The sequence below is a fragment of the Rhodococcus sp. 114MFTsu3.1 genome, assembly GCF_000383555.1.
Classification (GTDB): domain Bacteria; phylum Actinomycetota; class Actinomycetes; order Mycobacteriales; family Mycobacteriaceae; genus Rhodococcoides; species Rhodococcoides fascians_E.
This window is the reverse complement of record NZ_KB911558.1, coordinates 1-16,844: the sequence shown is the minus strand read 5'-3', so window position 1 is coordinate 16,844 and position 16,844 is coordinate 1. Positions and strand designations below refer to the sequence as shown.

The window sequence follows — 16,844 nt, the reverse complement described above, 5'->3', positions numbered from 1 at the left end:
ATGCATAGGTGCCTAGAACCGCCTTTTCTGGTAGCGGTGGGCGGTCCCAGGCACCTGAGCACTTTGTTTGTTACCGAGCGGATCAGGCCAGCGTCGAGGTATCGATGACGAATCGGTAGCGGACGTCGGAGGCGAGCACCCGCTCCCACGCGTCGTTGATCTTGTCGGCAGAGATGACCTCGATTTCTGCGCCGAGGCCGTGGTCGGCGCAGAAATCGAGCATTTCCTGTGTCTCGGCGATCGATCCGATGGCGGAGCCTGCAAACGTCCTGCGGTGGGGGATGAGCGAGAATATCTGCACTGGAAGAGGTTCCGCGGGGGCGCCAACGTTGACCATTGCACCGTCGACGGCAAGCAACGACAAGTGTGCGTTCAGGTCGATCGACGCACTGACGGTGTTGATGATCAGGTCGAACGTGGACGCGAGCTCGGTGAAGGTGTCTGGGTCACTGGTCGCGTAGTAGTGGTCGGCTCCCAGTCGAATGCCGTCCTCCTGCTTCTTGAGCGACTGTGAAAGCACGGTCACCTCGGCACCCATGGCGTGGGCGATCTTGACGGCCATATGGCCCAGTCCGCCCATACCGACCACGGCGACCTTCTTGCCAGGTCCGGCACCCCAGTGGCGGAGGGGGGAGTAGGTGGTGATGCCGGCGCACAGCAGCGGCGCGGCAGCGTCGAGCGCGATGCCGTCGGGGATCTTGACCACGAAATGTTCGGTCACGACGACCTGCTGGGAGTAGCCACCCTGGGTCACGGTGCCGTCCCGGTCCGTGCTGCCATAGGTCTGGATGTTGCCGACGAGGCAGTATTGCTCGAGGCCCTTGACACATTGGGCGCATTCTCCGCAGGAGTTGACCATGCAGCCGACACCGACGCGGTCGCCCACGGCATGCTTGGTTACCTCGGAGCCGACTTCGGCCACGACGCCAGCGATCTCGTGGCCGACAACCTGCGGGTAGTTGATCGGTCCCCATTCGCCGCGTGCGGTGTGGATGTCCGAGTGGCAGATGCCGGCGAATTTGATGTCGATGCGGACATCGTGAGGACCTACGTCACGACGCTCGATGATGTTGGGGGAGAGTGGCTTGTCGGGTGCGGTGGCTGCGTACGCCTTCACTGAACTTGTCATGCGATCAGTGAACCCCGCGGACGGCAAACGAGGGAGTCTCTGAGGATGGGTGTACTGGCAAGGTGCCCTTCTTCACGTTCGACCGCCTTTTAGAGGCTCAGTCGAGAGGCGCGGCGAAGACACGGAATCCCTTGCGCTCGGTGTGAATCCTCCATAGCAACTGTGCGAGGGCATCCGGCTCGTGCGAGGGCTCGCCTGCGCCGATTCCCTGCGGAATGATCAGTTGGCCGACGTGCAGACCCTCGGGTGCGAGGGCATCGTGCAACAGCTGCGCGTAGGCGCTTTCCCCGGCGAACGCAATCGAGGTGCCCGCGACGGAGACTCCGGGACGAACAGCGCTCGATCCGTTCACGAACAGTACCGTGCCGCATCCGAGCGTGCGCATTCCGGGCAGCACGTGTGTCACGGCCGTGACAGGCCCGTAGATCGAGAATTCCACCGGACCGACCAGATCCTCGGCGCTGGTCTCCAGGACGGGGCTCATGAACTCCTTGGCCGGCACCGGACTGTACTGCAGTACCTCGATCGGGCCGAGTTGCTCGACTGCCGAATCCATTGCAGCCGTTAGTGACTACGCATCCCGTACATCGGCGGCGAAACCCCGGGCGGTGATCCCCTCGGCGACAAGCTGTCCGGCGATACGGTCGACGTTGTCCTGGTTCCTGGAAATCAGCGCTACTGCGAGTCCTTCGCGTCCGAAGCGGCGAGCAGAAGCATAGCCCAGACCTTCACCCGCACCGATGATTGCGATCGTGGTCATTTGTAGTAACTCCTAAAGTTTCGTTTGTACCGATTTCACATCCTTTCTACAGTGGCGTGTCGACGCGCGAGTGGCAAGTTCGATGTCGCCGGTGACCTGGTCTCGTCCCCACTGAGCGGTTCCCTGTCAGTACACCCCACAGTAGGGACTCCCGCGATGACCGCTCCCGCTATGTACTCGACTACATGCCGAATGCGACCAACGCCTCCCGCAATCGCCGATGATGGCGTCTGGCACTCGGACGCCGCAACGGTTCGCGTTCGCAACCGCGACGGTAGCGCTGGTCGCGGTGTTCGCTGCGTCGGGCGCGCCACTTCCGTTGTACGAGCGATATCGGGCCGCGGAAGGATTGAGCACGCAAGACCTGTCGCTGGCAGCCGTCGCGTACTTCGTCGCTGTCCTGATCGCGCTGGTAGTACTAGGCCGCTTGTCCGATCACCTGGGGCGTCGAGTCGTTGCTCTTGCAGCCGTGGTCCTCGCTGCGATCGGAAGCCTGATCCTGCTCGACGTGTCCAATCTTAGTATTCTGTTAATAGGCAGAGTCTTTCACGGTGTCGCGTGCGGCTTGGCGTCTTCGGCGCTCACCACTTACGTCATCGACACTGCCCCCGACCGCCCGCGTTGGCTTGCTGCCGGGGCAGCGGCGGGCGCGCCCGTCTCGGGGCTTACCATCGGGGCGCTCGGGACCGGCGCTCTAGCACAGTACGCTCCAGCCCCGTTGGTGACCACCTATTTGATCGACGCAACCCTGCTCGCTGTGTGTGCTGCGTTGCTCTTATTCGCTCATGACCCTGTGGACCGGCGACCGGGAACGTTGACGTCCCTACGTCCTCGCGTGTCCATTCCCGCCTCGGTTCGACCGTTGTTGCCGGGCGCTGTCGCCGTGTTCGGTTCGACGTGGGCACTTGGCGGTTTCTACCAAGCTTTCAGTCCGACCATCGCGGCCCGGGATCTGGGCTCCTCCAATACTCTGGTGGCCGCGGCGGTCTTCGCATCGTTCATGGCCCCGTACGCACTGGGCGGCCCACTCACCGCACGCCTCCCGCCATCCGTGGCACAGCGTGCGGGAATCGTCGTGTTCGCAGTCGCAGTCGCCGGCGTAGCGTCGAGTTTGCTTGCCGGATCGACTGTCGGGGTCATGTCGTTCGGCCTGATCGCAGGCGCTGCACAAGGTGTGACGTTCACGGGGTCCGTCCGATTACTGCTCGCTGGAACGATGGTGGGCGAACGTGCCGGACTGATGTCGGCGGTGTATCTGTTCTCCTACTGTGGGGCTGCCGTTCCGAGTCTCGTATCCGGCCGGATGTCCAGCACTGTTGGCCTCCCACTCGTTGCACTCGGATATGCGGCATTCGCCGCGCTCGCGGCAGTCATCACAGTGAGGACTTCACATGCGGACAAATGAACCGACGGGCCCGAGGACCGCTCGCGCCGAGCCTCGTATAACAGTCCGAGGTGTTGCGCTCACTGCCGTTGTCGTTCTCACGTTGTCCGTGTGGGCGCCGATGCACTGCACTGCAACCGATCTGGTTTTTGTACCGAGCCCTGTCGATAGTGCAGAATCGTCTGCCGAGTCGGCCACCGACATATCAGGAATCGACGTGGCACGCCTCGAATCGCGGATGCGCGCCGCCACGGAGGTCGGGGCGGTGAACGGTGCGCAAGTATCTATCACTTTCATGGACCGTGTCAGCGGGATCCGGGCTACCAACAGTAACAAAGAGCAGATCGAAACTGCGTCGGTGTCGAAGCTCTTCATCGCGGACGATCTGCTGTTCCGTAACGATCGAGGGGAAGTCGATTTGAGCCGAAGTGACATGGCTCAGATTGATGCGATGCTGCGTTCTTCGGATGACTCCGCAGCCGAACAACTCTGGAGTCGGTTTGGACGCAATGACATCGTGGGGCGCGTAGCTGCTCGCTACGGGTTGCCCTCCACATCGGTGCGGGAGGGTGACGAATGGTGGTTGACTCGAACCACAACGACCGATGTGGTGACCTTCTACGCAGCACTGATCGACGGTGCTGGTGGTCTCTCGCCCTCTCGTTCGGTCACGATCCTCTCGAAATTGGCCGATTTCACCCGATTAGGCGCGGACGGTTACTACCAGCGTTTCGGACTTCCCGACGCGTTGCCTGATGAGAGCGGCCTGGGTGTCAAGCAAGGGTGGATGTGCTGCGTCGGCGGTGATTGGATCCACCTGTCGACCGGGTTCGTCGGGGCCGACCACCGTTATATCGTGGCAATTGCCTCCCGCGAGGACGCGAACACGTTCGGCGGAGGTTCGGTCGGTGCGGACCACGCTCGTCGAACCATGACCGCGATTGCGTCCGCCCTTTTCCCCTCGGGGCGTGTCGATCTTCTTTGACCTCGGCAAACAGACTCAGTCTCCCGCCTCTCGACCAACTCAGTCTCCCGCCTCTCGACCAACTCGGTCTCGCGGTCCGAAACGTTCCACTCGACTGGGTCAGCCGGCAACAAAGTACAGCAACATTATTGGAACGGCGGCTTCGACGGCTGGCGGCGATGTGCTTGCGGGCCCTACTCGGATCTTCCGGACTCATTCCACAACGATGTTGTTAGGTCCCCAGACTTCCAAATTTCGAGGATCGAGGGGTACCTGGTGGATCGTCGATTTGGAGGGAACTGGTTGCAGTCCCTCTTTTTCCAGTCGCCATCCGATCGAGTTCCAGTCGCCATCCGATCGAGATGGGGCCGTTGTCGAGGCCTTCGTCGTCGAGTTCTTTGCGTGCTCGCACGATTGCATCAGCGATGCCGGTGCTGGTGCGCGTCGGTGATGTGGCGGGCCGTGTGGAGCGGGTGGTGAACGCTGCTGCTCCCTCGGCCTGGAATTTTCGAGAGAGCACATGGAAGGTGTTGCGTGAGATGCTGTGCTCGCGACACAGCCGGGAAACGTTGTTCGTCCGTTTCCCGGCGGCGTGCTCAGCCACAGCTTCGACGATGTCCGGATTCATCGAAAACCCTTCTCCGCCCATCCACGATTATCACCGTGACGAGCTGGTCAGTGTCCTCGATGTCCTGAAACATCAACTGTACTAAACAACTTGAATTTCAGGCAGTCTCGATCGACTCGGTATCGCCCTACACGCAGTAGATGCCGTCGCATTTCTCGCCGCGGGCAGAAAGAGTTGTGCTCGATCTCCATCGAGCACAACGTCGGGTGTGGTCAGACACAGGTCTCGAACTACACCTGACAACGAGTCTCGAATTGGTTGACGTGCTCACGGTTCCGGACGATCTTCGCACAACAACGCGTTTCACGACCGGATCGGTCAGCTCACTGGCACTTCGTCGTCTGCGAACGGCTGACTCGGTTCAGGCGCACTGTCCTCATCGTGATCCCGACGTGCCCGGTCCAGGATCACGAGGGTGCCCAGTGGAACGAGGAGCAACACCGCGAACAGTGCACCCACTACAGGAATCGCGGCGGCTCCGTTTCCGCTGATAGCGTGCGCTGTGACCCATGTACCGACGGCGGTGCCGAGGTTGAACATCGAGGTGCACAACGAGGTGGCCAGCGTCGGCGCACCCTCTGCGAGTCGGACAGCCATCGACATGAGCACGGGGTTCGTCCCAAGGCCGGCCATTCCTGCAAGTGCGAGGAGTGCGATCGATGGAGGAGCGAAAGATGAAAAGACACTCAGAAAGCCGAGCGCGATCACGACGATGATGCCACCGGTCAGCGCGGTGAGATATGGCGCGCGGTCTGCAAACCGACCGCTGGTGAGGGTGCCGGTGACGGCACCGACTCCGAAAATGGCAAGACCCACGGGAAGAAGTTCGGTGGACAGGCCGGAGCGTTCTGTGAGCAGGGGGGCGATGAATGAGTAGGTGGACATGACGGCTGTGGATATGAGAACGCACGCTGCCATGACAACCCAAAGTCGTCCGGTGGCGATCGATGTTAGTTGCGAGCGCAAGGGGGTGACCGCAACTGAAGAGCGGCCAACGGGGACGAAGCGGGCGACAGGAATCGACGCCACCAAGGCAAGAACCGCTAGGATCCAGAACGGACCGCGCCAACCCATCAGTTCGCCGGCAACGGAGCCGAGGGGTACCCCGATCACGGTTGCGAGAATGCCGCCGCTGAGGACCAGGCCGATAGCGCGCGCGCTGGCGTCCGGCCCCGCAACGCGGGATGCGACAGCTGCAGCAATCGACCAGAATGCGCCCGTTGCCAGCGCAGTCACGAACCGGGCCCCAAGGATGATGGCGAGGTCGTCGTTGAGTGCAACGACGATATGTCCGACGGAATAGGCGGCGAGCGCGACCAGAAGAGTCGTCCGTTCGGGAATCTTGAGTACCGTCACCGCAATCGCAGGAGTGGCGATCATCCCGATCGCGAACGCAGTGACCAGCAGCCCGGCCTCCGAGATATCGATGGCAAGGTCGGAGGCGATATCGGGTAGGAGCCCGGCAACGACGAACTCCGACGTGCCCATGAGAAACGTACCCATTGCTAGGACGTAGGCGAGCAAGGGTAGGGATTGTCGTTCATTGATGGAAGGAGACACAACTGAGATCTTTCGAGTGAGGTATTGGCTCGGAGCTCGGACCGGGCACTGGCCGAACCGGCGTCCGACTATAGGCGCGATGTCTACTCGACACCCGGGACAGGAACTGTCCTGTCCTGGCCCGTGTTCGACCTTAGTGCTTACGGCGCGTTCCTAAAACGCCCGGACAGGGCACCCCACTTGTGTAGATCGATCAGATTGAGCACTGCGTAGGTTGCAGTAACCCGAGAATAGTGTTCATTATTTTTCGCAGCCGGAGATTTTGATCGCGCAGGACCTGTAATTTTGCCCATTGCACGCTGTATCGGTTACTGCGGCGGCCGTGCAATGTTTAGTCGGGTTGCCTGACTTGTGACGCGGACGATCCCCTACGTACCACGCGAGTCGAGGTATGTCAGTACAGCCAACAAAACGACAACCGCCACAAAAATAAGCGTGGGGGGTATCTGCGGTTCGTCTTCGGGCAGCCTGTCACTGTCCACGTTTCGTCTCCTGTCGAAATTGCGGACAATGGCAATTTCTAACGTATCCGCGAGCGTCTGCGTCCGGCCTGATGCGTTTACGATCGAGCTGGCCGTAGTTGTATGTGAATGCAACATGAATCATCGAGTGCTACAGATACTGTGAGATAAATCTGAAGACTTTTCTAACTGACGAGAGCAGTTCGTGGGTTGCTCGCGCTGGGCGCTCGCCCAGTTGTGGCGTTACACGTGCCGTCGAGGACGGTGTGGTTCCTTTTGCCCAGGGTAAGGGGGCCGGGTGGCTGTAGACATCGGCACGATCAGCGATATTCATCTGTCTCCACTCAATCTGTGCAGAGGTTGGCGGTGCAATGTGCTGCATTGTGCAGCGCGAGCCCAAAGCCGTTTCGCTAGAATGGGCCTCACGTACTGCTCCGACTGCCATCGGTGCGATGTCGTTCTCACCAGAAGTCGACGCAGACTTAGGTGAGGCAACGGCGAGGACGGCTGCAGCGCGGCGCATGAATAAGGCACGGAGGTTTGGGGCCACCGTCAGTCGAGATTCTGGCGTTTGCTAGTTTCGCAGGCGGGAGTGACCGGGCGCGGGAGCCGGCATGGATCGTTCGCTGACCGCCGTGTACTGCCTTGGAATAAGTATCCAGATCTGCACCAACTCTTTTTGCTGACGTAACTGTCTCGCATACGGGTACGGCATCCGCATGTGGTTAGGGTTGGATCGGCGAGCGTCGCGAACCGAAGCCGCAGTTGATGAAGCGTCGCAGGAGCCAGCGCCGGGTGTGACTTCCGGCTGTACTGGACCCCGTTCTGTTTGCGGTTTCGGGGGCCGATGAGGAGATCTCGCAGCGGCATGGCTTGATAGTAGGCAACCATCGAGGCAAGTGGGATGCCCTGCTGGTACACCCAATATCAAGGACTTTCACCCGCGCGCAAGACAGGTGTCCGTGCAGGGTATCTCGGTTGCTGCAACGGAACTCTCATCGAGGCCGAGGCTTGTCGCTCCCAAGTCCCCACTCGGTCGAGGATGTTGAAACCTCCATTACAAATTTTCTTCGATTGTCCTTCCACAGCTTGGGCTCAGTTCGAATAGCGGGTCTTACACCGCTGAGGCCCTGAGAGTGTGTTGGGCTCGAAAAATCAAATCTGGTTGCTCAAAGAAATCGAAAGGGTATGGCGTGCATCGCTTCATTCAGCTTCTTGTTTCACGACACTGTAATACGTCTTGATCGCCAAGACCGTCTTGAGTCGCAAAGTCCGCCGACGTGCATGCTTGCTGCCAAGTGAAGTCGGCCAAATCAACTGTGCATGGCATTGTCGTGCATCCGTAGCTCCCCGCCGCCAGTTCGTGGTTATAGTGCGCACCCAGTAAATCGCATAACTTTGATGTTTTACGACAAGTTGCCTACTTTCGAGCTTTAGGGCAGTCTGAAAAGTACCGAAAGGACTGTTCGGATTCGAAGCGGGGTGTTGCGACGATCGCGGTCATTGCACATAAACTGCACTTCGCGCAAGGAATGAATCTTGTCGAAATCCTCATCGCACGGCCGGGAATCAGGTCCGGCTATGGCCGTTCACTCCGCTTATCGCACTGGCGGCGGGATACCCCGGAGCATCGCCCCATTCGGGTGTATCGAAGTTACGGTCATGGCGGCGGCTATGTTTGGACAGGACAGCAACCGTTGCACGCGACGTTTTGGTTTTACTCTGAAGTCGATGGGCAACCGTGCGAGCGCCTAAGTTAACAGCACGCCGCATCTGCATGTATGTAACGCCCACGAAACGCTCAGCATTCGGTCACGTTGACGGAGACATTGACGGCGAGTCCTCCGGTTGAAGTTTCCTTGTATTTCGAGCTCATGTCGGCGCCGGTAAGTCTCATCGTTTCGATAACTTCATCCAGGCTTACTCGGTGTGTGCCGTTGCCGCGCAATGACATTCTGGCCGCGTTTATGGCTTTCCCGGCCGAGATGGCATTGCGTTCAATGCACGGGATTTGGACCAGTCCCCCAATCGGATCACATGTCAAACCTAGGCTGTGCTCCATTGCTATCTCTGCGGCATTCTCTACTTGCTCGATGCATCCGCCCATGACTTCAGCGAGACCTGCTGCTGCCATCGAGGAGGCTGATCCGACCTCGCCTTGGCATCCGACCTCTGCTCCGGAGATCGACGCTCGCTCCTTGTACAGCGAGCCGATTGCGGCTGCAGTGAGCAGGAACCGGATCGCGGTGTCATCGGGATCTTCGACACCTGCCGTGGTGTAATTGGTCGCATAGTGAAGCACAGCTGGAATGATCCCTGCAGCGCCGTTGGTCGGAGCGGTGACTATCCGACCGCCTGCTGCGTTTTCTTCGTTGACTGCCAATGCTACGAGGTTGACCCAATCCTCGGCAAAGATTGGGTTCCGTTCGGGGTCCTCGGCGGAGAGTTTCTTGTACCAGCTTTTTGCGCGCCGGCGGACTTGAAGGTTGCCGGGTAAATACCCATCTCGGGTTAAACCTCGCCTCTCGCAGGCGACCATGACGTCTCGGATATGGAGGAGTCGATTGCGTACATCGCTCTCGCTGGTGGTGATGCACTCGTGAGCAAGCATGAGTTCGGCGATGCTCAGACCGAAGTGGTGGGCGAGATCCATCATTTGACGTCCTGAACTAAAAGCGAAGTCGTTGTCTGCAGGAGCTGCGCCTCTGTGTTGTGCTTGGTCTGTGGTGACGAAGCCGCCGCCGATGGAATAGTACGTACATGAGAACAGTGTGTCGCCCGCTTCGGTCAGCGCAGTCAAAGTCATGGCGTTCGGGTGAGTCGAGAGGAACGTCAGAGGATGTAAGACCATGTCTTCCTCGGCTAACGGGACGTCTACAACTCCGCCGAGGAGAATACGACGATAGGCACGGACCTCGGAGAGGCGTCGTTCCATCGTGTCGGTATCTATCTCTTCTGGACGATTGCCCTCTAAGCCGAGCAGAATCGCGGACATGGTTCCATGGCCGGCCCCGGTAGCTGCGAGCGATCCGAACAAGTCCACGCGCACGTCTGCGACGTCGGCGAGTAGATGACACTTCACGAGATCAGTGACGAATAGAACTGCGGCCCGCATGGGGCCGACGGTGTGTGAACTCGACGGTCCGATCCCGACGGAGAACAATTCGAACACACTGATGGTCATGGTTTACAGCTCCGGATACAGCGGATACTTCGCCGCGAGTTCTCGAACCGTCTCGGCGAGTGCTGCGCTGGCCACACTGTCCGCGGCGATCAGAGCATTGGCTATCACGTCCGCCACGACTTCGAAGTCGGCCCGCTCGAACCCGCGAGCTGCTAGTGCGGGGGTGCCGATTCTCAGTCCGGATGTGACCATCGGAGGCCGTGGGTCGAAGGGAACGGCGTTCCGGTTGACCGTGATTCCAATAGCACCCAGACGGTCCTCGGCCTCTTGGCCGTTGATGGCGGCGGCGCGCATGTCGACCAGCGCAAGGTGGACGTCCGTTCCACCGGTGAGCACGCTGATCCCGGCTCGTTCGACATCGGCCCGATTGAGACGGCTGGCGAGTGCGTTCGCACCGTCGAGTACTCGTCGCTGCCGTTCGGTGAAGTCGGGTTCCGCTGCCATTTTGAATGCGGTTGCCTTAGCGGCGATTACGTGCTCGAGCGGGCCACCTTGCTGTCCGGGGAAGACCGCGGAGTTTACTTTTTTTGCGATGTCGGCATCGTTTGTGAGTATGATTCCGCCGCGGGGGCCCCCGAGCGTTTTGTGTGTAGTCGAGGTCACGACGTGCGCGTGTGGGATCGGCGACGGGTGTAGGCCGGTGGCGACCAGACCTGCGAAGTGTGCCATGTCGACCATCAGAGTGGCGCCGACTTCGTCTGCGATTTCGCGGAATCGTGCGAAATCGAGGTGACGTGGATAAGCGGACCATCCGGCGATGATCAACCGTGGACGGTGTTCGCGTGCGGCGGCGGCGACGACGTCCATGTCGATGAGGTAGTCCTCTCGCGACACCCCGTAGGCAGCAACGTTGTAGAGCTTGCCGGAGAAGTTCAACCGCATACCGTGTGTCAGGTGGCCCCCGTCTGCAAGGGACAGTCCGAGAATCGTGTCGCCGGGGTCGATAAGTGCGTGCATCACCGAAGCGTTCGCGGTCGCGCCGGAGTGAGGCTGCACGTTGGCGAATCGCGCGCCGAAGAGGGCTTTGGCGCGGTCTATGGCGATCTGCTCGATGACGTCGACGTGTTCGCAACCGCCGTAGTAGCGCCGCCCTGGGTAGCCTTCTGCATACTTATTTGTCAGAATCGAACCTTGGGCTTCCAAGATTGCCCGCGGTGCGTGATTCTCCGACGCAATCATTTCCAAGCCGGCACGTTGACGCTCGAGTTCTTTGCCAATCAACATGTCGATCTCGGGGTCGAACTCGGCAAGCCGCTTGTCGAGGACGCTCACGTGTCAGCGCCGTTGTTCTTGGCATATTCCGCTGCGGTCAAGAGGTTGCCTGCGCCAGTGGGCTGAACTGCGAACAACCAGCCCCTACCATAAGGGTCGGAGGTGACCAGGCCGGGATCGTCGACGACGTCGGCGTTGACGAGTGTGACCCGACCGCTGACGGGAGGAAACAGCTCGGAGACGGTCTTGGTCGATTCGACCTCACCGCAGGATTCACCGGCTGTGATACTGGCACCCACTTCGGGTAGTTCGACGAAGACCAACTCTCCTAGCGAGTCGGCCGCGATCGAGGTGATCCCAACGCGTACAGGAGTGTCCGGTAGGGGTGCACCTGGCGCGATGGCGACCCATTCGTGATCGTCGGTGTAACTGCGGTCGTTGGGGATGGGCGTCTCGGAAGTCATGTTTACACCTTGGGGTCGGGCCTACTGCACGGAAACAGAAGGCGTGTGTTCAAAACGCGATGGGAGGTAACAAGCTCGGTCAGGAACGGCGGTAGAACGGGACCGGTGAGATCCGAAACTGCTCTGATTTGTGACGAATGCCGACCGCCACAGGCGTTCCGACTTCGCTGTGGTCGACGTCGATGTAGGCAAGCGCGATGGGATATCCCAGAGTCGGTGACAACGCGCCGGATGTGACCCGCCCGATAGTTGCGCCGTGTGCATCGACGACGGGGTACCCGGCGCGTGCTGCGCGGCGTCCGGTTCCGGCGAGTCCGACCAACCGTCGACGTGGCTGCTGCTCGGAAAGCAACTGCAGCGCATCACGTCCGACAAAGTTCTTGTTCAGGCTGACGACCTTGCCGAGTCCCGCCTCGTACGGGCTCGTGCTGACCGTCAGTTCATGTCCGTAGAGGGCCATCCCGGCCTCCAGGCGCAATGTGTCGCGACATGCCAGACCAGCAAGTGATCCACCCCGAGCAATCGTACCGGCGGTCAGCGCTCGCCACAGTGGGACGGCGCCTGCGTTCGGAATGTACAGCTCGAACCCATCCTCACCGGTATATCCGGTTCGTGCGACTAGGACCTGCTGTCCGGCTATCTCAGCGGTGGTGACGGCGTAGTACTTCAGGCTGGCGATCACGCCGGACTGCTCGGCAGGGCTGAGTTCGGCGACAATATTCTGAGCTTTTGGGCCCTGTACCGCCACAAGAGCTGTCTCGGCCGATTTGTCGTTGACTACAACGTCGAAACTATCGGATCGCGCACACAATTCCGTGTAGACCGCGGCGGTATTGGCCGCGTTCGCCACAACGAGAAAATGATTCTCGGCGAGACGGTAAACCACAAGGTCGTCCACCACGCCGCCGTCATGGTTGCACAGCAGTGAGTACTTCGCCCGGCCGACAGCGATCTTAGAGAGCTCACCGGCGAGTGCGTAGTCGAGGACGGCTCCGGCGTCGCTGCCGATTACTTCGATCTCACCCATGTGAGAAAGGTCGAACAATCCCGCGGTTGTCCGTACAGCTCGGTGTTCGGTGAGTTCACTGCTGTACTTCAGCGGCATCTGCCAGCCTGCGAAGTCGGTGAAACTCGCTCCGAGAGTTTTATGTTCGTCCAATAGGGACGAAGCGGGCGTCGCGGTGGTCATGCGAAATTCTCCTGTTTCAGTGCAGTCTCGGGTGCGGTTTCGAATGCTTCCGGGGCAGGGCAAGAGCAGACCAGGTTGCGGTCACCGTGGACACCGTCGATCCGACGCACCGGAGCCCAGTACTTGCGGCCGCGCAGGGAATCTGCCGGGTACGCTGCCGTGTGCCGCGGGTAGGGCAGATCCCAGGTGTCGGCTGTGACCTGTTCGACGGTATGCGGTGCTTGACGCAGTGGGCTACGTTCGAGGGGCCATACACCTTCGCCGACCAGATCGATCTCCCGGCGAATCATGATCATGGCCTCGATGAAGCGATCGAGCTCGGCGAGGTCTTCGGATTCGGTTGGCTCCACCATGAGGGTCCCGTTCACCGGAAACGACAGGGTGGGGGCGTGAAAACCGTAGTCGATCAGACGTTTTGCCACATCCTCGGCAGTGACGCCGGTGGACTTGGTGAGTTGACGTAGGTCGAGGATGCATTCATGGGCCACTAGACCGGACGGGCCGGTATATAGCACGGGAAAGTGCTGATCGAGTAGCTTGGCGACGTAGTTGGCGGCCAGTACGGCGTTTTTGGTGGCCGCCGTGAGTCCATCCGGTCCCATGAGCGCGATGTAGGCCCAGGTGATGGGGAGAATCCCGGCGGAACCGTAATTCGACGCGGACACAGGAACACCGAATGGATCTGTCGCCAGCGGGTTGCCGGGCAGAAATGGTGCAAGATGTGTTCGGACAGCCACGGGCCCGACTCCCGGCCCCCCGCCACCGTGGGGGATGCAGAATGTCTTGTGCAGGTTCAGGTGAGAGACGTCGCCGCCGAACTGTCCAGGTTTGGCCAGACCGACGAGGGCATTGAGATTGGCGCCATCGACATATACTTGGCCGCCAGCGTCGTGTACTAGTGCGCACACGGTGCGCACGTCGGTCTCGTACACCCCGTGAGTCGACGGATAGGTAAGCATGATTGCGGCAACTCTGCCGTTATGCGTTTCGATCTTTGTACGCAGATCGTTCAGGTCGATATTGCCGTTGTCGGCGGTTGCAACGACGACGACACGCATCCCCGCCAGAACCGCGGACGCGGCATTGGTGCCATGAGCTGACTGAGGGATCAGGCAGATGTCCCGGCTGCTCTCTCCTCGGCTGTGGTGGTAGCCGTTGATCGCCAGCAATCCGGCGAGCTCGCCTTGGGATCCAGCGTTGGGCTGCATGGAAACACGGTCATAACCAGTAATCTCACTGAGCCAGCGTTCGAGACCTCTGATGAGCTGCATGTAGCCAGCTGTCTGACTGAGTGGGGCGAAGGGGTGGATAGAAGCAAACCCCGGCCAGCTGATGGGTTCCATCTCCACCGCAGAGTTCAGCTTCATCGTGCACGAACCGAGGGGAATCATGGTGCGGTCGAGTGCAAGGTCCTTGTCGGACAGGGAACGAAGGAATCGTAGCATTGCAGTTTCGGACCGATACGCGTGAAAGACATCGTGGCGCAGGAACTCGCTGGTCCTCAGAGTGCTGGGCTGGAGCCCCGATTCGGCGTCGGAGCAGTTGGCGGCGTCGAAGACCCGCAGCACCCGCTCTATGATGTCGTCGGTAGTGCACTCATCACAGGCAATCGCGACGTGGTCGTCGTCGACGAAGCGGAGGTTGATTCCGCCGTTGTCGGCGCGGTCGACGATGGTGCGTGCTGTTGCCGGTGTGTAAACGAGAACCGTGTCGAAAAAGGATGCATGGACCACCGAGTGCCCACCAGCACGCAGCCCGGCGGCGAGAGAGCTCGCATGTTCGTGCACACGCTTGGCGATGGCGCGTAGGCCTTCCGGACCGTGATAGACCGCGTACATCGCGGCCACATTGGCCAACAGTGCCTGAGCGGTGCAGATGTTGCTGGTCGCCTTGTCACGGCGTATGTGCTGTTCGCGTGTCTGCAAAGCCAGCCTGTATGCCGCCTTTCCGTCGACGTCGACGGAAACGCCGACCAAACGTCCCGGCAACATGCGTTCGAGTCCCGAGCGGACGGCCATGTACCCGGCGTGCGGGCCACCGAAGAACATCGGGACGCCGAAACGCTGTGCGGAACCGACTGCGACGTCTGCGCCCTGCTCACCGGGAGGCGTGAGAATAGTTAAAGACAGCAGATCTGCTGCGACCGTCACAAGTGCCCCTCGATCTTTGGCAGCAGTGATAATCGGCGCGAGGTTGCGCACGACGCCGCTGGCGCCCGGCGCCTGCAAGACCAGACCGAAAAAGTCACCGTCAGGTAGTCCGGTGGCGAGATCGGCGACGGCGACTTCGATACCGACGAACTTGGCCCGCCCCCGAACAACAGCGAGCGTCTGCGGCAGGATCTCCGCATCGACTACCAGTCGCGGCGCCGCCGATTTCGACTTGTTGGCGCGGCGCATCAGCAATATTGCCTCCATCACAGCGGTCGCCTCGTCCAGCAAGGACGCGCCCGCGAGGGGAAGAGATGTCAGATCCTCGATAACAGTTTGAAAAGTCAACAGCGCTTCGAGTCGACCCTGAGAAATTTCTGGCTGATACGGGGTGTAGGCGGTATACCAAGAAGGTGACTCGAGCAAGTTACGGCGCAAAACCGCTGGTGTGACGGTGTCGTGATACCCGAGGCCGATCATTTGTACCCGGGTCTCATTGCGATTAGCCAAAAATCGCAGGTCAGCTAACACCTGCTGCTCACTGCGAGCGGGCGGGAGATCGAGAGAACCGGTACTGCGAATCTGCCCTGGAACCGCGCTGTCGATCAGCGCATCGAGAGTGTCGTAGCCCAGGGTGCTCAACATTTGTTTAGTTGTCGACGAGTCGAGTCCGATGTGCCTCGAAGAGAACTCGTCATGCAGTCGAGTGGGTGTGTCGTTGACCAAGAGAGTGGCTCCGGTTTCGGTGGGTGCCCGGACGGCACCGGACGATCGATTGGATACACCTCCCCGCTCTGTCCTTGACACCTGAGAGTTTGGGCAGATCGGCCTCATCGGACGATTCGCTCTTCACCTTCGGTAAGTGTCGGTCGCGGGACCGACACTGTTCTCCAGAGTTGCCTCTGCGCAGCGGTACTGGGGCCTGAGAGATTCCTGGGGAGGACATTGCTCCTACGGCGCCTCCTCGTAAGAAGGTTCTCCCGCCACGCGTCGTCAGCAGATTTAGTTTTCTTGTTCGTCAACATACATAGAAAATCTGCCCATGTCGCCTCGGGCGGAACAAGACGCTCAGTCGGGCGCTCCACGCTCTGGTCAACGCTGAAGCGGTGTTGGTCGCGATAGTCGATTCCGTACAACGTGATTCGCCGTTTTCGAGTTGGATCACATTATTCCTGTCAAGGTTGCGCAGTAGTTCAGCTCGCGAGTATGTCGGAATTGGTCACCGTTCCGTGGCAGTACGCCAACAGAAGCTTGTGGCGTTCCCGAGCAACGCCTGCGCAGGCTTATCACCGAGTATGCGTGTCCAGTCACCTCCTGCTTCGGTTCACGGTAGTGTGCGATTTCTCGCCTGTGTCGAAACCTTGTTTCAGCGGCTTCAATGGACTGTATCTGCCGCAGCGAGTTCCCTTTCCAGCCTGCCCGGGGTGTCGTCTGCGCGAGCCGTACTGGGATGGACCGATGCTTGAACTCTTTCTCGCAGTGCAAATCTGCAGCCGTCACTACCGCGGCGCCATGCGGATTGCGCCGTCCATGCGGATGGTTTCGCCGTTGAGGTAGTCGTGCTCGGCGAGCATCTGCACGAGCTGTGCGTACTCCGCCGGCTGTGCGAGGCGCGAGGGGAACGGGACGCTGGCTTCGAGGCCCTTGCGGTATTCCTCGGTGACGCCGGCGAGCATCGGGGTGTCGACGATTCCGGGGGCGATGGTGTTGACGCGGATGCCGACCTGGGCGAGGTCGCGGGCCGCGGTGATGGTCATCG

The 16,844-nt window shown here is 60.2% G+C and carries 13 protein-coding genes and 1 riboswitch; of the genes, 3 read left to right on the top strand and 10 right to left on the bottom strand.

What is annotated here, in order from left to right; genetic code table 11:
* Window positions 1-82 precede the first annotated feature (82 nt).
* From H292_RS0122310 to H292_RS28645, 3 genes are all read right to left on the bottom strand, one after another.
* Window positions 83-1,129 (bottom strand): NAD(P)-dependent alcohol dehydrogenase, encoded by a 1,047-nt coding sequence (locus tag H292_RS0122310; RefSeq protein ID WP_037188970.1) that lies wholly within the window; start codon window positions 1,127-1,129, stop codon window positions 83-85.
* Window positions 1,130-1,226: 97 nt separating this feature from the next.
* Window positions 1,227-1,685: a hypothetical protein gene (locus H292_RS0122305; RefSeq protein WP_020112808.1), complete on the bottom strand. Its 459-nt coding sequence runs from the start codon at window positions 1,683-1,685 to the stop codon at window positions 1,227-1,229.
* 15 nt (window positions 1,686-1,700) lie between these two features.
* Complete coding sequence (locus H292_RS28645; RefSeq protein ID WP_020112807.1) at window positions 1,701-1,889, bottom strand: SDR family NAD(P)-dependent oxidoreductase; 189 nt, start codon at window positions 1,887-1,889, stop codon at window positions 1,701-1,703.
* 223 nt (window positions 1,890-2,112) lie between these two features.
* Between H292_RS28645 and H292_RS0122295 the strand changes: the two genes are divergently transcribed.
* The 3 genes from H292_RS0122295 (at window position 2,113) to H292_RS28640 (ending at window position 4,950) form a co-directional block, all read left to right on the top strand.
* Window positions 2,113-3,294, top strand: a complete 1,182-nt coding sequence (locus H292_RS0122295; protein ID WP_196806189.1) for an MFS transporter — start codon at window positions 2,113-2,115, stop codon at window positions 3,292-3,294.
* A gap of 196 nt (window positions 3,295-3,490) precedes the next feature.
* Window positions 3,491-4,258 carry a serine hydrolase gene (locus H292_RS27370; RefSeq protein WP_196806188.1) on the top strand — a complete coding sequence of 256 codons (768 nt, stop codon included), beginning with the start codon at window positions 3,491-3,493 and terminating at the stop codon, window positions 4,256-4,258.
* A gap of 404 nt (window positions 4,259-4,662) precedes the next feature.
* Window positions 4,663-4,950 carry a hypothetical protein gene (locus H292_RS28640; protein WP_231383887.1) on the top strand — a complete coding sequence of 96 codons (288 nt, stop codon included), beginning with the start codon at window positions 4,663-4,665 and terminating at the stop codon, window positions 4,948-4,950.
* 233 nt (window positions 4,951-5,183) lie between these two features.
* On the opposite strand, the gene H292_RS27360 is transcribed toward H292_RS28640, so the two are convergent.
* The 7 genes from H292_RS27360 to H292_RS0122250 form a co-directional block, all read right to left on the bottom strand.
* Window positions 5,184-6,368, bottom strand: a complete 1,185-nt coding sequence (locus H292_RS27360) for an MFS transporter (RefSeq protein ID WP_020112803.1) — start codon at window positions 6,366-6,368, stop codon at window positions 5,184-5,186.
* A gap of 2,319 nt (window positions 6,369-8,687) precedes the next feature.
* A complete protein-coding gene (locus H292_RS0122275) occupies window positions 8,688-10,070 on the bottom strand; it encodes an L-serine ammonia-lyase (protein ID WP_027498987.1) in 1,383 nt (460 codons plus the stop codon).
* A gap of 3 nt (window positions 10,071-10,073) precedes the next feature.
* Window positions 10,074-11,342, bottom strand: a complete 1,269-nt coding sequence (glyA, locus tag H292_RS0122270; RefSeq protein ID WP_020112801.1) for a serine hydroxymethyltransferase — start codon at window positions 11,340-11,342, stop codon at window positions 10,074-10,076.
* Window positions 11,339-11,746 (bottom strand): glycine cleavage system protein GcvH, encoded by a 408-nt coding sequence (gcvH, locus tag H292_RS0122265; RefSeq protein WP_020112800.1) that lies wholly within the window; start codon window positions 11,744-11,746, stop codon window positions 11,339-11,341. The genes glyA and gcvH overlap by 4 nt, the downstream gene beginning before the upstream one ends.
* Before the next feature lie 79 nt (window positions 11,747-11,825).
* Window positions 11,826-12,935 carry a glycine cleavage system aminomethyltransferase GcvT gene (gene gcvT, locus H292_RS0122260; protein ID WP_020112799.1) on the bottom strand — a complete coding sequence of 370 codons (1,110 nt, stop codon included), beginning with the start codon at window positions 12,933-12,935 and terminating at the stop codon, window positions 11,826-11,828.
* Window positions 12,932-15,919 carry an aminomethyl-transferring glycine dehydrogenase gene (gene gcvP / locus H292_RS0122255; RefSeq protein WP_081631885.1) on the bottom strand — a complete coding sequence of 996 codons (2,988 nt, stop codon included), beginning with the start codon at window positions 15,917-15,919 and terminating at the stop codon, window positions 12,932-12,934. Before gcvP ends, gcvT begins: the two co-directional genes overlap by 4 nt.
* Before the next feature lie 66 nt (window positions 15,920-15,985).
* A riboswitch (glycine riboswitch) is annotated at window positions 15,986-16,078 on the bottom strand.
* A gap of 506 nt (window positions 16,079-16,584) precedes the next feature.
* A partial coding sequence (locus H292_RS0122250; RefSeq protein WP_020112797.1) for an SDR family oxidoreductase occupies window positions 16,585-16,844 on the bottom strand: 260 nt, incomplete at its 5' end.

What these genes read in the sequence shown, in the direction of transcription:
- H292_RS27360 (WP_020112803.1), bottom strand. Translation starts at nt 6,368, where the DNA reads ATGGGTACGTTTCTCATGGGCACGTCGGAGTTCGTCGTTGCCGGGCTC.
- H292_RS0122275 (WP_027498987.1), bottom strand. Translation starts at nt 10,070, where the DNA reads ATGACCATCAGTGTGTTCGAATTGTTCTCCGTCGGGATCGGACCGTCG.
- gcvH (WP_020112800.1), bottom strand. Translation starts at nt 11,746, where the DNA reads ATGACTTCCGAGACGCCCATCCCCAACGACCGCAGTTACACCGACGAT.
- gcvT (WP_020112799.1), bottom strand. Translation starts at nt 12,935, where the DNA reads ATGACCACCGCGACGCCCGCTTCGTCCCTATTGGACGAACATAAAACT.
- H292_RS0122295 (WP_196806189.1), top strand. Translation starts at nt 2,113, where the DNA reads ATGGCGTCTGGCACTCGGACGCCGCAACGGTTCGCGTTCGCAACCGCG.
- H292_RS0122310 (WP_037188970.1), bottom strand. Translation starts at nt 1,129, where the DNA reads ATGACAAGTTCAGTGAAGGCGTACGCAGCCACCGCACCCGACAAGCCA.
- H292_RS28640 (WP_231383887.1), top strand. Translation starts at nt 4,663, where the DNA reads ATGCCGGTGCTGGTGCGCGTCGGTGATGTGGCGGGCCGTGTGGAGCGG.
- H292_RS0122305 (WP_020112808.1), bottom strand. Translation starts at nt 1,685, where the DNA reads ATGGATTCGGCAGTCGAGCAACTCGGCCCGATCGAGGTACTGCAGTAC.
- gcvP (WP_081631885.1), bottom strand. Translation starts at nt 15,919, where the DNA reads ATGAGGCCGATCTGCCCAAACTCTCAGGTGTCAAGGACAGAGCGGGGA.
- H292_RS28645 (WP_020112807.1), bottom strand. Translation starts at nt 1,889, where the DNA reads ATGACCACGATCGCAATCATCGGTGCGGGTGAAGGTCTGGGCTATGCT.